The 15,248-nt window shown below is 40.5% G+C and carries 17 protein-coding genes; 13 read left to right on the forward strand and 4 right to left on the reverse strand.

Translation table 11 applies throughout. The features are described 5' to 3' along the window. Positions 1-52 precede the first annotated feature (52 nt). Together mtnK and BGC07_RS22295 are read right to left on the reverse strand one after the other, a co-directional pair. Positions 53-793 carry an S-methyl-5-thioribose kinase gene (gene mtnK, locus BGC07_RS22290; RefSeq protein WP_235603108.1) on the reverse strand — a complete coding sequence of 247 codons (741 nt, stop codon included), beginning with the start codon at positions 791-793 and terminating at the stop codon, positions 53-55. Further along, complete coding sequence (locus tag BGC07_RS22295) at positions 781-1,251, reverse strand: hypothetical protein (RefSeq protein ID WP_235603109.1); 471 nt, start codon at positions 1,249-1,251, stop codon at positions 781-783. Before BGC07_RS22295 ends, mtnK begins: the two co-directional genes overlap by 13 nt. 245 nt (positions 1,252-1,496) lie before the next feature. Here BGC07_RS22295 and BGC07_RS11260 point away from each other — a divergent pair, with 245 nt between their 5' ends. From BGC07_RS11260 to BGC07_RS11270, 3 genes are all read left to right on the forward strand, one after another. Continuing rightward, entirely contained in the window at positions 1,497-1,793 is a 297-nt protein-coding gene (locus BGC07_RS11260; protein ID WP_069313196.1) for a hypothetical protein, read from the forward strand. Beyond that, positions 1,783-2,538, forward strand: a complete 756-nt coding sequence (locus BGC07_RS11265) for a M15 family metallopeptidase (protein ID WP_235603110.1) — start codon at positions 1,783-1,785, stop codon at positions 2,536-2,538. The genes BGC07_RS11260 and BGC07_RS11265 overlap by 11 nt, the downstream gene beginning before the upstream one ends. Positions 2,539-2,726: 188 nt before the next feature. Next, entirely contained in the window at positions 2,727-3,455 is a 729-nt protein-coding gene (locus tag BGC07_RS11270) for a M48 family metallopeptidase (RefSeq protein ID WP_139121680.1), read from the forward strand. Between the two features lie 45 nt (positions 3,456-3,500). Here BGC07_RS11270 and BGC07_RS11275 read toward each other — a convergent pair whose 3' ends face one another. Further along, on the reverse strand, positions 3,501-3,899 hold the full coding sequence (locus tag BGC07_RS11275; protein WP_235603111.1) for a YchJ family protein: 399 nt from the start codon (positions 3,897-3,899) through the stop codon (positions 3,501-3,503). Between the two features lie 689 nt (positions 3,900-4,588). Further along, a complete protein-coding gene (locus BGC07_RS11285; protein WP_069313198.1) occupies positions 4,589-5,845 on the reverse strand; it encodes a 6-phosphofructokinase in 1,257 nt (418 codons plus the stop codon). A gap of 131 nt (positions 5,846-5,976) precedes the next feature. Between BGC07_RS11285 and BGC07_RS11290 the strand changes: the two genes are divergently transcribed. From BGC07_RS11290 to BGC07_RS11330, 10 genes are all read left to right on the forward strand, one after another. Next, positions 5,977-6,363 carry a hypothetical protein gene (locus BGC07_RS11290; protein WP_235603112.1) on the forward strand — a complete coding sequence of 129 codons (387 nt, stop codon included), beginning with the start codon at positions 5,977-5,979 and terminating at the stop codon, positions 6,361-6,363. 99 nt (positions 6,364-6,462) lie between these two features. After that, positions 6,463-7,833: a UDP-N-acetylmuramate:L-alanyl-gamma-D-glutamyl-meso-diaminopimelate ligase gene (gene mpl / locus BGC07_RS11295; RefSeq protein ID WP_069313199.1), complete on the forward strand. Its 1,371-nt coding sequence runs from the start codon at positions 6,463-6,465 to the stop codon at positions 7,831-7,833. Next, positions 7,820-8,431 (forward strand): flavin prenyltransferase UbiX, encoded by a 612-nt coding sequence (locus BGC07_RS11300; protein ID WP_077216871.1) that lies wholly within the window; start codon positions 7,820-7,822, stop codon positions 8,429-8,431. Before mpl ends, BGC07_RS11300 begins: the two co-directional genes overlap by 14 nt. 71 nt (positions 8,432-8,502) lie before the next feature. Continuing rightward, positions 8,503-9,204, forward strand: coding sequence for a hypothetical protein (locus tag BGC07_RS11305; protein ID WP_069313200.1), 702 nt, complete (start codon positions 8,503-8,505; stop codon positions 9,202-9,204). Between the two features lie 135 nt (positions 9,205-9,339). After that, the gene (locus BGC07_RS22300) at positions 9,340-10,545 is read left to right on the forward strand and encodes a cache domain-containing protein (RefSeq protein WP_235603113.1); all 1,206 of its coding nucleotides are present in this window, start codon (positions 9,340-9,342) and stop codon (positions 10,543-10,545) included. Between the two features lie 37 nt (positions 10,546-10,582). After that, positions 10,583-11,662 (forward strand): methyl-accepting chemotaxis protein, encoded by a 1,080-nt coding sequence (locus tag BGC07_RS22305; protein WP_235603114.1) that lies wholly within the window; start codon positions 10,583-10,585, stop codon positions 11,660-11,662. 396 nt (positions 11,663-12,058) lie between these two features. After that, a complete protein-coding gene (locus tag BGC07_RS11315) occupies positions 12,059-13,141 on the forward strand; it encodes a hypothetical protein (RefSeq protein WP_069313201.1) in 1,083 nt (360 codons plus the stop codon). Positions 13,142-13,792: 651 nt separating this feature from the next. Beyond that, on the forward strand, positions 13,793-14,179 hold the full coding sequence (locus tag BGC07_RS11320; RefSeq protein WP_069313202.1) for a tetratricopeptide repeat protein: 387 nt from the start codon (positions 13,793-13,795) through the stop codon (positions 14,177-14,179). After that, a complete protein-coding gene (locus BGC07_RS11325) occupies positions 14,136-14,510 on the forward strand; it encodes a tetratricopeptide repeat protein (RefSeq protein ID WP_069313203.1) in 375 nt (124 codons plus the stop codon). The genes BGC07_RS11320 and BGC07_RS11325 overlap by 44 nt, the downstream gene beginning before the upstream one ends. Positions 14,511-14,529: 19 nt before the next feature. After that, positions 14,530-15,207, forward strand: a complete 678-nt coding sequence (locus BGC07_RS11330) for a class I SAM-dependent DNA methyltransferase (protein ID WP_069313204.1) — start codon at positions 14,530-14,532, stop codon at positions 15,205-15,207. Positions 15,208-15,248 lie beyond the last annotated feature (41 nt).

Consider the following 15,248-nt stretch of genomic DNA (forward strand, 5'->3'; position numbering starts at 1 on the left):
TAAGAGTTTAAAAAAGCCGGTAATGTTGGCCGGCTTTTTGTAAATGGTTATCTTAATTTATTACTAAATGGCTTTTGCATTGTTGTATTACATTATTGATTGAGTAAATTTGATTCTGCCCTGAAATAAGCTGCTCGCCAATCGTTAAAGCAAGAATCTCCGCTTTATTTTTAAGAGGTTGATCCTCTATACCGTCAAGGTCTTCAACGTGAGCGAGGCCGATAATACGACGAATGACTTCACAGCCGGCATAACCGATAGTGTCAGAGAAAATATTTTTTATAGTTTGGTCAATATACTCATCACTTTTAAAGGCTATATCTTGAGTATGTTCTTTGGCTAAAGCTTTAAAGTTGTTTTCAAAAGTTTGCCAAATGGTTTCAATCGCGTTTAGACTATAATCGACTGCTTTAAAATGGCCTTGAGTGAAGTGGGATGCAAGGCTTAATATCATATTGCCGATGATCAGGCCAACATCAAACCCTATCGGGCCATAATAAGCAAATTCAGAATCAAAAACTTTCATTGAGTTTTCTGTGACAAAAATGCTGCCAGTATGGACATCACCATGTAATAAAGCTTCGGTAGATGAAAGAAATTTTAACTTTAATTCGGAAATTTTAAGTTTTAATTGCTGATTGTTTTGTAATTCAGTGACTTTATCTTGTATTTGTTGATCATAATTATTGCGCTCTGAGCCAAAAAACGGGTCGGTGAGCACTAAATCTTCAGTAATCTTGCAAAGGTCTGGGTTAATAAATTGCCCTAAGCGCTCATTTTTTAATGTGAGCATCTAAGTATAAATTTGATGTATAGAACAGGGCTTTTTGCAAGAAAACAGCCGATTTGTTCTGGAAAGTTCGGATAATCTTGTCCTGCGATTAAGCCTTTACGCAGTACCACATGATCAGAAAGGTCTTCCATGATTGTAAGTGCTAGAGTGTTATCCGTATGATAAATTTTAGGAACATAATCAGGGCAGATTTGGGCTTGAATTTGGGCGCTTTCAGCTTCAATACGTGCTCTATCTAAGGATAAAGGCCAAGACTCTCCAACACAGCGAGCATAAGGTAAAGCTTGTTTGATAATTAGGCTTTTACTTTCATCATTGCTGAGGATTCGAAAAACGAGGTTAAGGTTACCATCACCAATTTCTTCGCAGTGTAAATCATCAAAATTTGCAAAAAAGATATTATGCTTTTTTATATATTCAATCGCTGTCTTTGGTGTAAGGGCTTGATATTTATTCATAGTTTTTCCTGGCTGCTCGTTTGTTTTATACTTTGCTGATCACCGCTTTTGATGGTTTATCTTAACTGTGTAGGAATGTTAATAGTTTCATTGATTCTTTGCAACTTCCCTTATTTGTTCTTGATTATTTAATTGAACGAGCATTGAATTTACCCTTGCTCTGTTATAGGGTGGAGGTCGGGTGTGTTATTAACGGTGCTGGCCACTCTAAAAGCTAATCTTGCTGATAATAATAGAGGTGAATCATGAAACTAACTGTAATCGATGAGTTATATCGCTCTGTAGAGAATGAAGAGTGCCTAAGCCTTTCCCCTGAATATACGGCGAAAATCATGCAAGTTGCAGTTGCCTGCTCAGGGCAGCATGTGATAAAGATTAGCGAGAAAATGCAGTTGGATAATGAGGCGAAAAGTCAACTGGTTCATGAGATTGCACAGAGTATTCAGCTGAGCTTGGAAAATTACGTCAAGCAAGCCCAGCAAAGCGAAAAAGCTGATGTTGATATGGATTCTGAGGGAGTGAACAGAAAACATGTTTCTTGATAGTGGCCATATGATAGGCCAAGCGATTTGCCACGATTACCAGATTATAGATAATAAGGCGGTAGATTGGCTACAGCAACATTCGGCGTGTATCGAGCTTAAAGCGACGCAGAGAATCATTTGTTCTAACGAATATTATCAGCAAAAGCTGATCGGAACCGCGCCGGAAATTTACACACGTCAGTCTGTTTATCTAAAGCTACTGATGGTATTAGAGCAGTTAGATCCCTATTTAGCCTTATATATCTTTGATAGTTATCGCTCATTGGCCTGCCAAGGTGCATTGTTTGATCAGATTTATAATGAGTTGAATCAAGCACATCCAGAGTGGTCGAACGAGCAGCTTGAGGTTGAAGTTAGGAAATATGTCGCACACCCCGACGAGCCTTCTCGTTTTGCGGTACCTCCACATAATTCAGGTGGTGCTATTGATCTAGCGTTGGTTGATTTAAGAGCGAATACTGCTTTGGATTTTGGTACTGGGTTTGATGACCCGACTGTACTATCCCAAACGGACTATTTTGAGCAAGATTACCAACCAGAGTTCGGGATAAGCCTAGAGCGTTGGCAATTGATTCGTCAAAACCGTCGCTTGTTGTTTAATGTGATGAAGCGAGTGGGTTTTGTCAATTTCACCTCAGAATGGTGGCACTATGACTTGGGTGATTGTTTATGGGCAAAGAGCGTGCAAAGTTCCTGGTTTTATCCGTCTATGGAACATGATGTCGATAAATTATCTGGTTGATTCTCTTTTATCTGATTTTATACCATTATCATAATTTACTTTGAATCGGTGATAAAACGATGATGATCATCGATTATAATGCAGGCTAAACTTTAATCTCCATTAAAACAAACTGCTTAGAGTTAAATGGGTAATTTGCCTAGTTTTTGTTGTTTTCAGCCTTTAAAACTTGCGTTATGATGGGCCTTATGAAGAAGGTAAAACAATTAAAAACCTATCAGTTGACGGTGAATAATATCGATTACCTCGTCAACCGCACAGGACGCACCAAAACATATGATTTGAGCATTCATGAAGGAAGAGTCCACATGAATGTGCCAAAAAAAATGTCAAAGCAGCTCATTGATCAGGCGATAGACGACAATCAGGACTGGGTGAAGGAGAATATCCACTTTTCTCCAAGGCACAGTAAACAAGCAAGGCGCTTAGGTTCAGGGTCAATGATTGCTTATTTAGGCAAGAAATACCCTTTGCAACTTATTTCGGGTAATCAAGCAGTTTTATTTAGTGAAAATAGATTTTTAACTGGAATTCCAGCTCAGGTTAAACCAGAAAATCGCCAGTCTTATATTAGAAAGAAATTATCATCATGGTTTAAAGAGCAAGCATTATTAAAGTTTCAGCAACGAACTTTTTTTATGGCGAATCAGATGAAGCTTTCTCCAGGTACTGTGACAGTCCGTTCATATAAAGCCCGTTGGGGTAGCTGCTCTAGTGAAGGCGATCTAAGTTATGACTGGAAGTTGTTGCAGGCTCCAGAAGCAATAATTGACTATATTGTGATTCATGAGCTAAGTCACCTTGAGCACTTTGACCATTCAGCGGCATTTTGGCGTTTAGTTTCACGTTATTACCCTGAGCATCGGCAGGCTCGCGCTTGGTTGAAAAATAACCAACTGGATCTTGTTGAGATCTAAAGCACTTTGCTTAAAATTTTCTCAGTGTGTTTGAGTTTTATTCGCTTAATTGTGTTGGCCATCGGTGTAAAACCATTGGCCTTTTTCCTTAACAAAACGGCTCTTCTCGCTTAAACATTCGATTTTACCTTGATTTTGAAACGAGGCGATAAACTCAACGAAGCCCTCTTGACTGTTTGAATGGGTAGCTGAGGCAGATAAAACCTGTAGATTAAGCCAAGTTGATTGTTTAGCCCAAGCGGTTGCACTGTTCCTATCAAACTTATTGAGAGCGTCTCCTTTCATTGTTGCAACAATATAGTCAATATTCGCTTGAGTGTAAGCGGTATAACGTGAGCGCATGAGTTGCTCGGGGGTTGCAGGCAGTGCTTGGCCGCTAACGAAAGGTTTGCAGCATGATGTATAAGGTTTTTGGCTACAGCAAGGGCATGATTGTGCTTTCATTTGTTTATTACCTCTTCGTTGATTATTTATCGATCGCAAGGCGTGAGATCTGTGCGCAGTAGTTGCTGCCAGGAGCTATCAGGGCAGGTGGTTGATTGAGACTTGGGCAAGCAATAAACAGAGTAACTTCCCATGCTTTTTGTGCTTAAGCAGGCTTTAAAGCTAGGAACAGCAAGATAAGCGGGTGGTAAAGCTGCATATAATGATGGCATAACCATGAAAAAAGCGATAATACAGTAGAGTTGGCGCATAAGTGAGCTTATTGGTCAATTTAATAAACCCCTAGTATATAACCCATCGAGTTAAGTCTTCAAGTTGAGGTGAATTGTAAGGAGTGGGGAAGTGGTGTTGAGTTATTTTTTACATTCATATAGGTCCCTATAGATAAAAGTAGGGCAATCATGATAAGGGTAAATACGGTGACTTTTGTCATGGGGCAATCCTTAGCTTTATTTTTTAATAATTTTTACAGGAAATTTTCCTGTTGATTTAGTTATCAAGATAACTAAAAAAAGGGGGCCGTTGTATAGCAAAAATAATAAATTATTCTTCAATTGCTGATGTATTGATATAACTTATTGGTTATTATCGATTTATTTTTAGTGGGTTTTGTCAGGGCTAACGAAAATGCCAGCATTCACTGGCATTGTTTTAATTGATGTGAGAAAAAGTTGAAGTTTGAATGTACGCTAGACCTCAAAGGGCTCTAGTTTGGGAGTGAGGGTTTGCTTTTTCAAACGCGCATAGACAGGCAGGCCATCTTTGAATGGCGGGATGCATTCCCCTGCGATTAATGGAGCCATATATTCACGACAAGCCTGAGTAATGTGATAGCCATCTTCACTGATAAACTCTTTCGGCATGAACTTCTCATGGTTGGCAATTTCATTAAGGCAAACTTCACCAACTTGCCATTGGTAAGGTGTATTACTGGTGCGCTCGATGGACAGCATGATGTTATCTTTCTCGGCAAGTACTGCCTCAACAGCGGCTTGACCGATGGCATAGGCTTGCTCGACATCTGTTTTCGAACCCAAGTGCCGGCCAGCACGCTGTAAGTAATCGGGTAAGGCCCAATGGTATTTATAGCCTAAGTTATGTTTAATCAGTGCGGCAACCTTGCCTGCAATGCCGCCGAGTTGTACATGGCCAAAGGCATCGACGGAACTGGATTGAATAAGCAGTTCACCATGTTCATCGCGTAAGCCTTCTGAGATAGCAATGGCGCAAGAGCCATGTGTGTCGACGACTTCTTTGACCTTCTTTAGAAATCGCTCTTCGTTAAAGGCGACTTCTGGGAATAAAATGATGTGCGGCGCATCACCTTCTTGCTCTGCGGCAAGACCTGCGGCAGCAGCGAGCCAACCCGCATTACGCCCCATGATTTCCATTAAGAAGACTTTGGTTGAAGTTCGTGCCATGCCGACAACATCCAAGGCCGCCTCTCGGATACTGGTGGCAATGTATTTAGCCGCTGAGCCAAAACCTGGGCAGTTATCGGTGTGCATGAGGTCATTATCGATGGTTTTAGGCAGGCCGATGCACTTTAATGGATAACCTAATTTTTTGCTCATGATGCTCACTTTATTGGTTGTATCTTGTGAGTCACCGCCGCCATTATATAAAAAGTAGTGAATATCGTGGGCTTCGAAGACAGAGAACAAACGTCTGTAAACATCGTCATTTTGGCCGATAGGAGGCAACTTGTAACGACAAGAGCCAAAGGCACTGCCTGGCGTATGATAAAGCTGGCGAATGCTTTCTGTGCTTTCAAGGCTCGTATCTATGAGCTCTTCGGCAAGTGCACCGATAATGCCATCATGGCCGACAAAAATATTATCGATTTCTTCTTTTTGTCTGGCAGTTTCTATCACACCGCAGGCTGTGGTGTTGATGACGGCGGTTGCGCCGCCTGACTGTGCGTAAAAAAGATTCTTACGTTTCATCCTAAAGCTATCCTCATCGTTGCACTTAGACGCTGTTGTCTTTGATTTTATGGGCATTTGCACTGTTTGACTAACCAGGTATGATAGGCCTGTTGTTAGCTATGGTGAGACAAGTCTAAGGCATTTTATAAATGATGCAAATTATTTGGCGTTTATGCACTTTTCAAGCGGGACCTCAAGCAGTTCCGTATTCCTTGCGAAGCTTGAGAGCTGCCTTTGCAATCAATTTCTTTTTGCAGCTGATTTGGCTAAACTCACAGCTATCTTTACTGCATAGCGCAATGATTGCATTTTTTTCAGCGAGCTTGTTATTGCTATTCCCTTATATTGTGACTCATAGCGCTAAATATCCCGGGCGATTTTTGCAAACCGCATTGGCTTTGCAATGGGTGAGTTGCGTATTACAAGCTTTGTTATTATTGGCTATTTTTCTATTTCAGTCGTCTTTAGCGCTGTTAAGTTATTATTTAATCGTTTCGTTTATTTGGGGGGTCGGCCTTGTTCAGTCATATTATTAAAGAAGCGATTGCTGTGAAGGTTTGGTTGGCTGTCTTAATCGTGTTGATTTATTTCGCTGTGCGCACAGCGAGTATTATGGGGTTGATGTAGGAGCATTTATGCATATTCATATCTTGGGGGTTGCTGGAACATTTATGGGGGGAGTTGCTCAGTTAGCGCGTGCGAAAGGCGTCAAGGTGACGGGGTCAGATTTAAATGTTTATCCTCCCATGAGTACGCAGCTTGCCCAAGCTGGGATCGCTGTGACCTCAGGTTATGATGAGACATTTTTAAAAACAGATACACCTGATTGCGTGGTCATTGGTAATGCCTTATCACGAGGCAATAGTGCGGTTGAAGCAACACTCAACGAGAATATTCCTTACTGCTCAGGGCCTGAATGGCTCGCACGTGAAGTTTTACACGATCGTCATGTTTTAGCCGTCGCAGGAACGCATGGCAAGACGACGACCAGCAGCATGCTCGCCTGGATTCTAGAGCATGTGGGTCTGAAGCCTGGCTTTTTGATTGGTGGTGTGCCGAAAAATTTTGGTGTTTCTGCACGCTTGGGAGAGGGAAAATACTTTGTTGTTGAAGCGGATGAGTATGACAGCGCTTTTTTTGATAAGCGTTCTAAATTTGTTCACTATCACCCGAAAACCCTTGTTTTAAATAATTTAGAATATGACCATGCTGATATTTTTAATGATCTGCAGGCGATTATGCGCCAGTTCCATCACTTAGTTCGCACGGTGCCAGGCAATGGCAAAATTGTTGTAAATAGCTTGGATGAAAATTTACATACTGTATTAGAAATGGGCTGCTGGAGCCCTAAAGTGTCCGTCGGCTTACAGGCTGGAGATGTGACTGCACAACTGATTAACGCGGATGGTAGCCATTTTGAGGTGATTTGTCACGGTATTCGCCATGAAGTGAAGTGGTCTTTGATCGGCCGCCATAATGTGATGAATGGCTTAGCTGCGATCGGTGCGGCTTTGCAAGTCGGTGTTGAGCTAAAACAGGCTTGCGAGGCATTGAGGCTATTTAAGGGGGTTGAGCGCCGTTTGCAAGTCTTTGGTCAAAGTCAGGGGATTACCGTTTATGATGACTTTGCCCATCATCCAACGGCCATTGCAACGACCTTAGAAGGCTTGCGCCATCGCGTCGGTGAAGATGGGCGGATTATTGCCGTGTTTGAGCCGCGATCGAATACCTTTAAAATGGGAGTGCATCAGCATAATTTAGCTGATGCGTTTTCATGCGCGGATCGTGTTTATTTTTATCAGCCGACAGGACTTTCTTGGCAGATTGCCGATAACCTCAAGGAAGAAGAGTTTAATTACCGAGTGCGTCATTCTGTCGATGAGCTACTACAAGCCGTAGCCGATGATGGCCTAAAAGATCATGATCATGTGGTTGTGATGAGTAACGGCAGTTTTGAGCAATTTCACCAACGATTATTACAGCAGTTAGAATGTGAAGACGTTTAAAAAGAAAATAGTATTGGCGATTACAGGGGCTTCGGGTGCACCTTATGCCATGCGCTTGCTTGAACAACTGGTTTTAGGCGATGTACAGGTGTATTTTTTAATCTCGCCGGCGGGTGCGCTGACAGTAAAAGAAGAGTGTGATATTAATTTACCAGCTAAACCACAGGCTTTACAGCAGCGTTTGATGGAGTTAACAGGGGCGTGTGACCAGCAAATTCTTTGTTATGGTCGTAATGATTGGTTCGCGCCGATTGCAAGTGGTTCAATGCCGTTTGATTCGATGATCGTCTGCCCTTGTACGATGAGAGCATTAGCGGCGATAGCGATGGGACTAAGCGATAGCCTGATTGAGCGCGCAGCCGATGTAACACTTAAGGAACGTCGACAATTAATAGTCGTTCCGCGTGAGATGCCGCTGTCTGCTATTCACCTGGAAAATATGCTCAAGCTGGCCAATGCAGGGGCTGAGATTATCCCGCCGATGCCAGGGTTTTACCATAAGCCAAAATCCATAGAAGAATTAGTTGACTTTATTGTGGCAAGGTTACTTGATCGTTTAGGCTTAGAGCATGCTTTAGGGCAGCGTTGGGGAAAGTAAACTAAACTTAACCTCCTTGCATTCAATGTATTATGCTTAAGTTATAGCAGTCAGTCTTGCAAGGATGCACTATGGCCGCCGACTGGATCTTAGATAAGCAGGATATAGAGTCTCGGCGCACGGCCTGCCAATTTGTTTCTTGGTTTGAGGCGCAGCTCAATAATATTCAGCATGTTGCTGCTTTGAATAAATGCAGCCAGCATATTCCTCGGGGCTTATCCAAGCCTTTTTGGGAAGAGGTTTTTTATTTATATCATTTTGTGAAGCGGTTTTTTTCCTCTCGGCATGATTTATTTATCGAGCCGCGCTTAGGTGGGCAGAACTATGATGCCATTATTACTGAGTTAATTAATGGAAAACACAAGGTGGTTCATAAGGTGGAAATTACTTATGCGGTGGATGGTCATGTTGCACGTTTACAGACTCGGGCTTATTTAGAGCGTCGCTTTTTAACTAGCTTTCGCTTTATGAAGAGCCAAAGACGCAAGCGTCATTATGTGTTGGCTAAAGGCAGTTTAGCATCCCAGGAAATTATCAGTGAAAGTGTTCGGCGAATTCATCGTAATGTACTTAAGAAAATTAATAAAAACTACCCCAAAGGCTATATTTTATTGGTGGGTTTTGATGATGGTCTGCTTGAGCATCATGGTGATATTGTCAAACAAGTCAGACCTGTTGATTATCAGCACGACTTTAAAGGGATTTATTTAGTCGGGCGTGGTGGCCAAGTCTCAACTTTACAAGGCTGTAGTCCTCGACGTTTATTTAAATAGTTTGATTTGTTCTTCAGGTTAAATCTATGGGAAAAATCTATATTTTTATGTTTATGCTGTGCCTTTGTTGGTGAGAGGAGATTGCTTGACTAGAATATATAATGAAGAGGTTATGCTGGGCCAAGGTGTTGTTTAATGAGTATTAAAGGAAAACTGATACTTGCTTTTGCGATTGTTTCATTTTTAGCAACCGTGGTTTCATGCTTAGCGATAGGAATTATGGGGGCAAGTGCGAGTAAGCATGCATTATCTGAGGAGGTTAAAAGTAAATTAATTTCTGTGCGTGATTCTCAGCGTTCTAAAATTGAAGCCTATATGAAGCAGATTTTAGATCAGACTAAAACATTGGCTGATAGTCAGATGACGATGAATGCAATGGCAGCATTTAGTAAGCATTTTAAAAGGTATGGGGAAGAATCAGGCACTGATGATGGATTAAAAGCAAAGTTATCTAGTTATTATACTGATGAGTTCGAAAAAGAATATCAAACACTCAATAGCGGTGAAAAAATTGCGTCAACAGACTTGCTTAACCAATTAACGCCTAATCAGGTTGCCATACAACATGCTTATATCAAAGCAAACCCACACCCATTAGGTAATAAGGATAAATTGGATAAAGCTTCAAATGGGGTGAAGTATGATGCCAGTCATGGACTTTACCATAAGCATTATCGAAATATTTTAGAAACATTTGGTTTTTATGATATTTTTCTGGTCGATGCAAAAACAGGGGAAATCGTTTACTCTGTTTTTAAAGAGCTTGACTTTGCGACCTCTCTTCGCAGTGGACCCTATGCGAATACGGGTATTGGTGAAGCCTTTAAAAAAGCAAATGCAATGTCTAAAGGTCAAGCGGCAGTGACTGATTTTGCTCCTTACCCTCCTTCTTACAATGGTGCAGCAGCTTTTTTTGCATCACCTATTTTCAGTGAGGAAGGAAAGCGCTTGGGGGTGCTTATTTTTCAGGCCCCTGTCGATGTGATTAATCATATTATGACGTTTGAGGGTAAATGGAAAAATTTTGGTTTGGGCGCAAGCGGTGAAACTTATCTGGTTGGCCCGGATGGAAAAATGCGTAGCATAAGTCGTTTTCTCTCTGAGAACCCAAAAAAATATGAAAAAATCATGAAAAAATCTGGTATGGACTCTCAGCAGCTTCAATTGATTCTTGCTAAGGGGACAACGCTTGGTTTACAACGTGTTGATACAAAAGGTGCGAAAGCCTCTTTAGCAGGTAAATCAGGTTTTGATGAGTTTTTAGATTATCGTAAAATCCCAGTTCTTTCTGCTTACGCACCGCTTGATATTCCAGGCTTAAATTGGGGGGATTCTAAGTGAGGAGGATGTCGATGAGGCACTAAAAGCCTCTGATGCCTTGCAAAGTAAGATTACTTATACTGGAATTATTGTTGCCATTATTGTTTTAATTATCGCAACTATTATTGCTTATATCATTGCTGATATGCTGAGTAAACCCATCAAAAAATTATCTCAGTTTATCGATCAAGTTGGTGAGGAGCGTGATTTAACTCTTGAGGTGACAATTAACCAAAAAGATGAAATAGGGACGATGGCCTCAGCAATTCGAGGCTTATTCGGCCAGTTTAGGGAGTTTTTTACAACGACTAATTCATCTGCATCAGAAATGGAAGGTTCAGCGAAAGATCTATCGACCTTGACTTCAAATACCACCGGCGTGATAGAAAATCAAAAATGTGAAGCGGATAATGTGGTAGCCTCGATGGAAAAAGTTGCCGCTTCTGCAAAAGCGGTTGCTGATAATACGGTTAAATCCTCTGAAGTTGTAGAGCGTGCACGTAATAATTCTAAAAATGGTCATGATGTTGTGACTCAAACAGTTTCGACGATTAATACTCTATCTTCTGAAATGGATAAATCAGTTGAAGTGATTAATGAGCTGCACACGCATGGGGCTGAAATTGATTCTATCTTAGGCGTGATTCGTGGTATTGCTGAGCAAACCAACCTCTTAGCGCTGAATGCGGCGATTGAAGCAGCTCGTGCCGGCGAGCAAGGCAGAGGTTTTGCTGTCGTTGCCGATGAAGTACGTTCTTTAGCACAGCGGACTCAGCAAGCGACGGTTGAAATTCAGGATAAAATCGAGCGCTTGCAGCAAGGTACTGAGGCTGCAACATCGACAATGGAAGCACAAAAATCACAAATGGAGCGTTCTGTTGAACTTGCATCTAAAGCAGGTAAATCTTTAGAAGAAATCAGTGAAGACATTAAGCTCATCTATGAGGTTAACCAGCAAATTGCAGTCTCTGCTCAAGAGCAGCAAAAAATGACAGACTCTATGAATAAGCGGGTTGAAAATATTAGCAAGCTTACTGAGGAAGTTTTAGGCAGTGCGCAAAGCACCTCAGAATCTAGTGATCGAGTTGCTGAAATCTCAACGAACCTAAAGCAGTTAACTGAACAGTTTAGAGTTTAACTCCTTAGCTTTACAGCGTACACTACACTGGTAGGAAATAAATTTTCTACCAGGAGGTAATCAATTTATGGCCAAGAAAGCTTATATTCTAGCATCATTAGAATTTTTTTCAGTGTTATTATGAATGTATGTGAAGCGATCTCTTGCATGAGATTACTCGAAATAATCTTACTATAGAGAATGCGCGGAGTTTTGGTGATGAATTTTCAAAAAAATTAATAATTTTCTTCTGCACCTAATAAATCTTAAAATCACTAATTTATGATGCTTGGTTAATTTGAGAAAAGCTACAACGTTTTTGATCAAATAGCGTAACAATTAATGGTCAAAATAGGGCTTCCTTGACAGTATAGACATAAATGATAATAATTCTTATTTTTATTTAAGGGTTGTGCCATGCCTTGGAGGCTGAATGTATTAAGAGGGCTGTTAACGATTGCTCAAGGAGCATCCCACGCAGCAAGTTGGGCGATGTTAGGTGAAAGCATTAATGATGACTTTGACTTTAATTATGACCGGACAACTGTAATGATTTCTTGTGCTGTTGTTGGAGGAACGCTTGAAGCTTTATCAACATGGTTTTTTGAAGGTGCTTTTATTGACGGCTCGGAAACACCTGAGCATGAAGAGCCTTTAATTTCCAGTTCTAGTGAAGCTGAAGCTCAAAACAAATCAAGGTGTGTCAAGTTAGGTATTGGTGTTTATACAGCGGTGCGTTTCACTGATATTTTAGTAAATTCAGTGGCAAGTTATGCTGCATGCAAAGGAGTTATGGTTGGAAGTCCGGAGGAAAGGCCACTTGCAGCTCTTTCATTAGAAGAGTATATAGGAGTCACAGCATATGCACTCGTTACTAACTGTTCATTTTCCTTTTTAACAGAAATCTCTGCACAGTTTGATTTAGAATTTAATAATAAGTTGTCACCACTTGCTGAAAAGTTGTTGCGCTTATTTTTTACAATGACTCATATTGCTGACCATGCAACGAATCAAATCCCATTAGCCGGCCAGGGTATCGCAAAACAAATGGGGCCGTTGTTGGGTGTTGTCGGTGGGGTTTTGGTTGCAAATATCCCTGTTGCAGGCACTACTTATTTATTTGAAACGAGGGAGATTGTTAAGCATTTAACAGGTAAAAACCATGAGATGCAACTGCCAATAAAAATAGCCCAAGCGCTTTACAGCATTGTACCAGGGCCTAGTGCAATACTTCACGGTGCGGAGTCAGCAATGCCTTTAGTGCTGCTCTCAAAAAATTTAAATATAAGTCAAGGTGTCGCAATCGCTCCTGAGCTTATAGTCGGTTTACTTGTTGCTGCAGGGAATTGGGCTTCTGAAGGTAAAGAAACAAAAAAGGAAATCGTTGAAAGCTTGCCAGACGACCTGGATTTTGATGAAACATGTTTGTTTTTAAAACTGAAGGGTGATCGAGATCAATCTCCAAGATTAAGCCAGGTTGTATGTCAGAGTGAACCTTGATTTTCTGGCATTTAATATGCACCATAAGCTTAGTGCAAATGGATATGTTTGATCTAATGAAGTTATTTGTTTTTATGGGGCTGTTATTGGGCCAGGTGAATATTTTCGCAGCTGACATGGCTGTGTATGTTTCAGTGATTTAGCATGCAGCTCCTCAAAAGACAGTAACAAGAATCGTAAGTGAGCAAGATCAAGAGTCTGGGAAGAAGTTTTATCGGCAATATCGGGTTTATTTATAAGCTTGTTAATGGCTTTGGAGTCGGGGAATTTGAGAGTGTAAATAATTTTGTGCAAACGACACGTTTAAATATACTCGGCTAAACGGCTTTCGAATTCAATCGTAAATTGATTCAAGGCTGTGACCTTCTCCCAAAAAACTAACCTATTAATTTTAAAAAAATGAGGGACAAAAACCATAGAAATTCCACTTTAGGCTTGGCATAAAAATGGGGGCTTTACACCACCACCTAACTATTGTGTGATTATGACACTAGTGGCATCGGCCGGCAAATTTCCCGCATATGCTAAATAAAGGACTTCGCTACAAAAAATGAACAGATGACCCTTTATGTTTATAGTGTTTGTTGAGTTGAGGTGAATTATATATCTTATACTCAGTTTAGTGATTGAAATTATCTATGATTAATAACTATGAGTTTAAACTCCCTTCTTAGTGATGCTGTTACATTTTATCAAATTAATGATTTTATTAATGCGAGGCAATGCTGCTTAAAAGCCCTAGAGCAAAATGAAGAAACGCCACAAATTCATTATGTTTTAGCAATAATTGCTGTGCAAGAACGTCAGCTTGATTTAGCGATTCAGTCTTTTAGAAAAGTATTAGAATTAAACCCTGAGCAGGTAGAGGCACATACGGGTTTAGGGCATGTCTATTGTTTACAAGAGTTGTATGAAAAAGCGATTGTTGAATTTAAAAAGGTGATCGAAGCTCATCCAGAAGATGTGGACAGTTATTTTAATTTAGCACATGCTTATGGGCAATTGGCGTCTTGGCAAAAAAGGCATAGTTTTTTATAAAAAAGTAATAGAACTTAACCCAGAGTGTGCGGAGGCTTATACTAATTTAGGCAATATTCTAGCTCAATTAGATAAGCTTTCTGAGGCAAAATACTATATTAATAAAGCAATAGAACTTGCTCCTCACTTGGATCATGCTCAGCATAATTTAGGGGTTTATCTTGGAAAATGCGGTGAGCGTGAAAAAGCGGTTAAAGTCTTTGAGAAGTTAATTGAATTAAAACCTAAGTTTGCACTTGCTTATAAAAATGCTGGAATTATTTATTATGAAATGGCAAGTTATAATAAAGCATTAGAAAAATTTAGAGCAATATTTAAATTTTACTCCTGATGATTTATTAATCTCTCATATGGTGAAAAGCATAAAAGGAGAGAAGGCCGATTTAGCTCCAAAAGAATATATAGAGAAGCTATTTGATGGTGAAGCAGAAAACTTTGAGCATCATTTAGTGGATCAATTGCATTATTGCCTCCCTAAAAAAATAGGTCTTTTGGCAGTAAATTTATTACAGCACTTGCCGGTGGCAGAAGGAAAAGTTGCGCTAGATTTGGGGTGTGGAACCGGTCTGATTGGTCAGGCGTTAAAGCCTTGGGTGGCCGAAATTCACGGGGTGGATTTGTCGAAGAAAATGCTAGATCAAGCCAAGAAAAAAGAGATTTATAGTCAATTAGTGCAAGGAGATATTCTAGAGTTTTTAGAAGAAAATCATTTAAACAAAAATTATCATTTGATTACAGCGGTTGATGTTTTTGTTTATTTAGGGGTGCTGGAAAAGCTATTTTCTGCGGTTGCTTGTCGACTAGCGCAGGCGATGAAGTCTGTTTTTTTGTTCAGTGTTGAGTTGCTTGAAGATGATCAGGTAGACTATCAATTATTGCCAACTGGGCGCTATGCGCATTCACTGGGCTATTTAAAAAAGCTGAGTGCTGAGCATGGATTTACAGTCAGTCATGTTGAACCGACTTCAATTCGTGAAGAGAGGGGGCAGCCTGTGCCGGGGGTGATCATGGTATTGAATTTATCTTGATTTGAGCGGGTGTTTTAGGTCGCTTGTCTGACAGTCTTGTC

The sequence above is a fragment of the Piscirickettsia litoralis genome (assembly GCF_001720395.1).
GTDB lineage: Bacteria > Pseudomonadota > Gammaproteobacteria > Piscirickettsiales > Piscirickettsiaceae > Piscirickettsia > Piscirickettsia litoralis.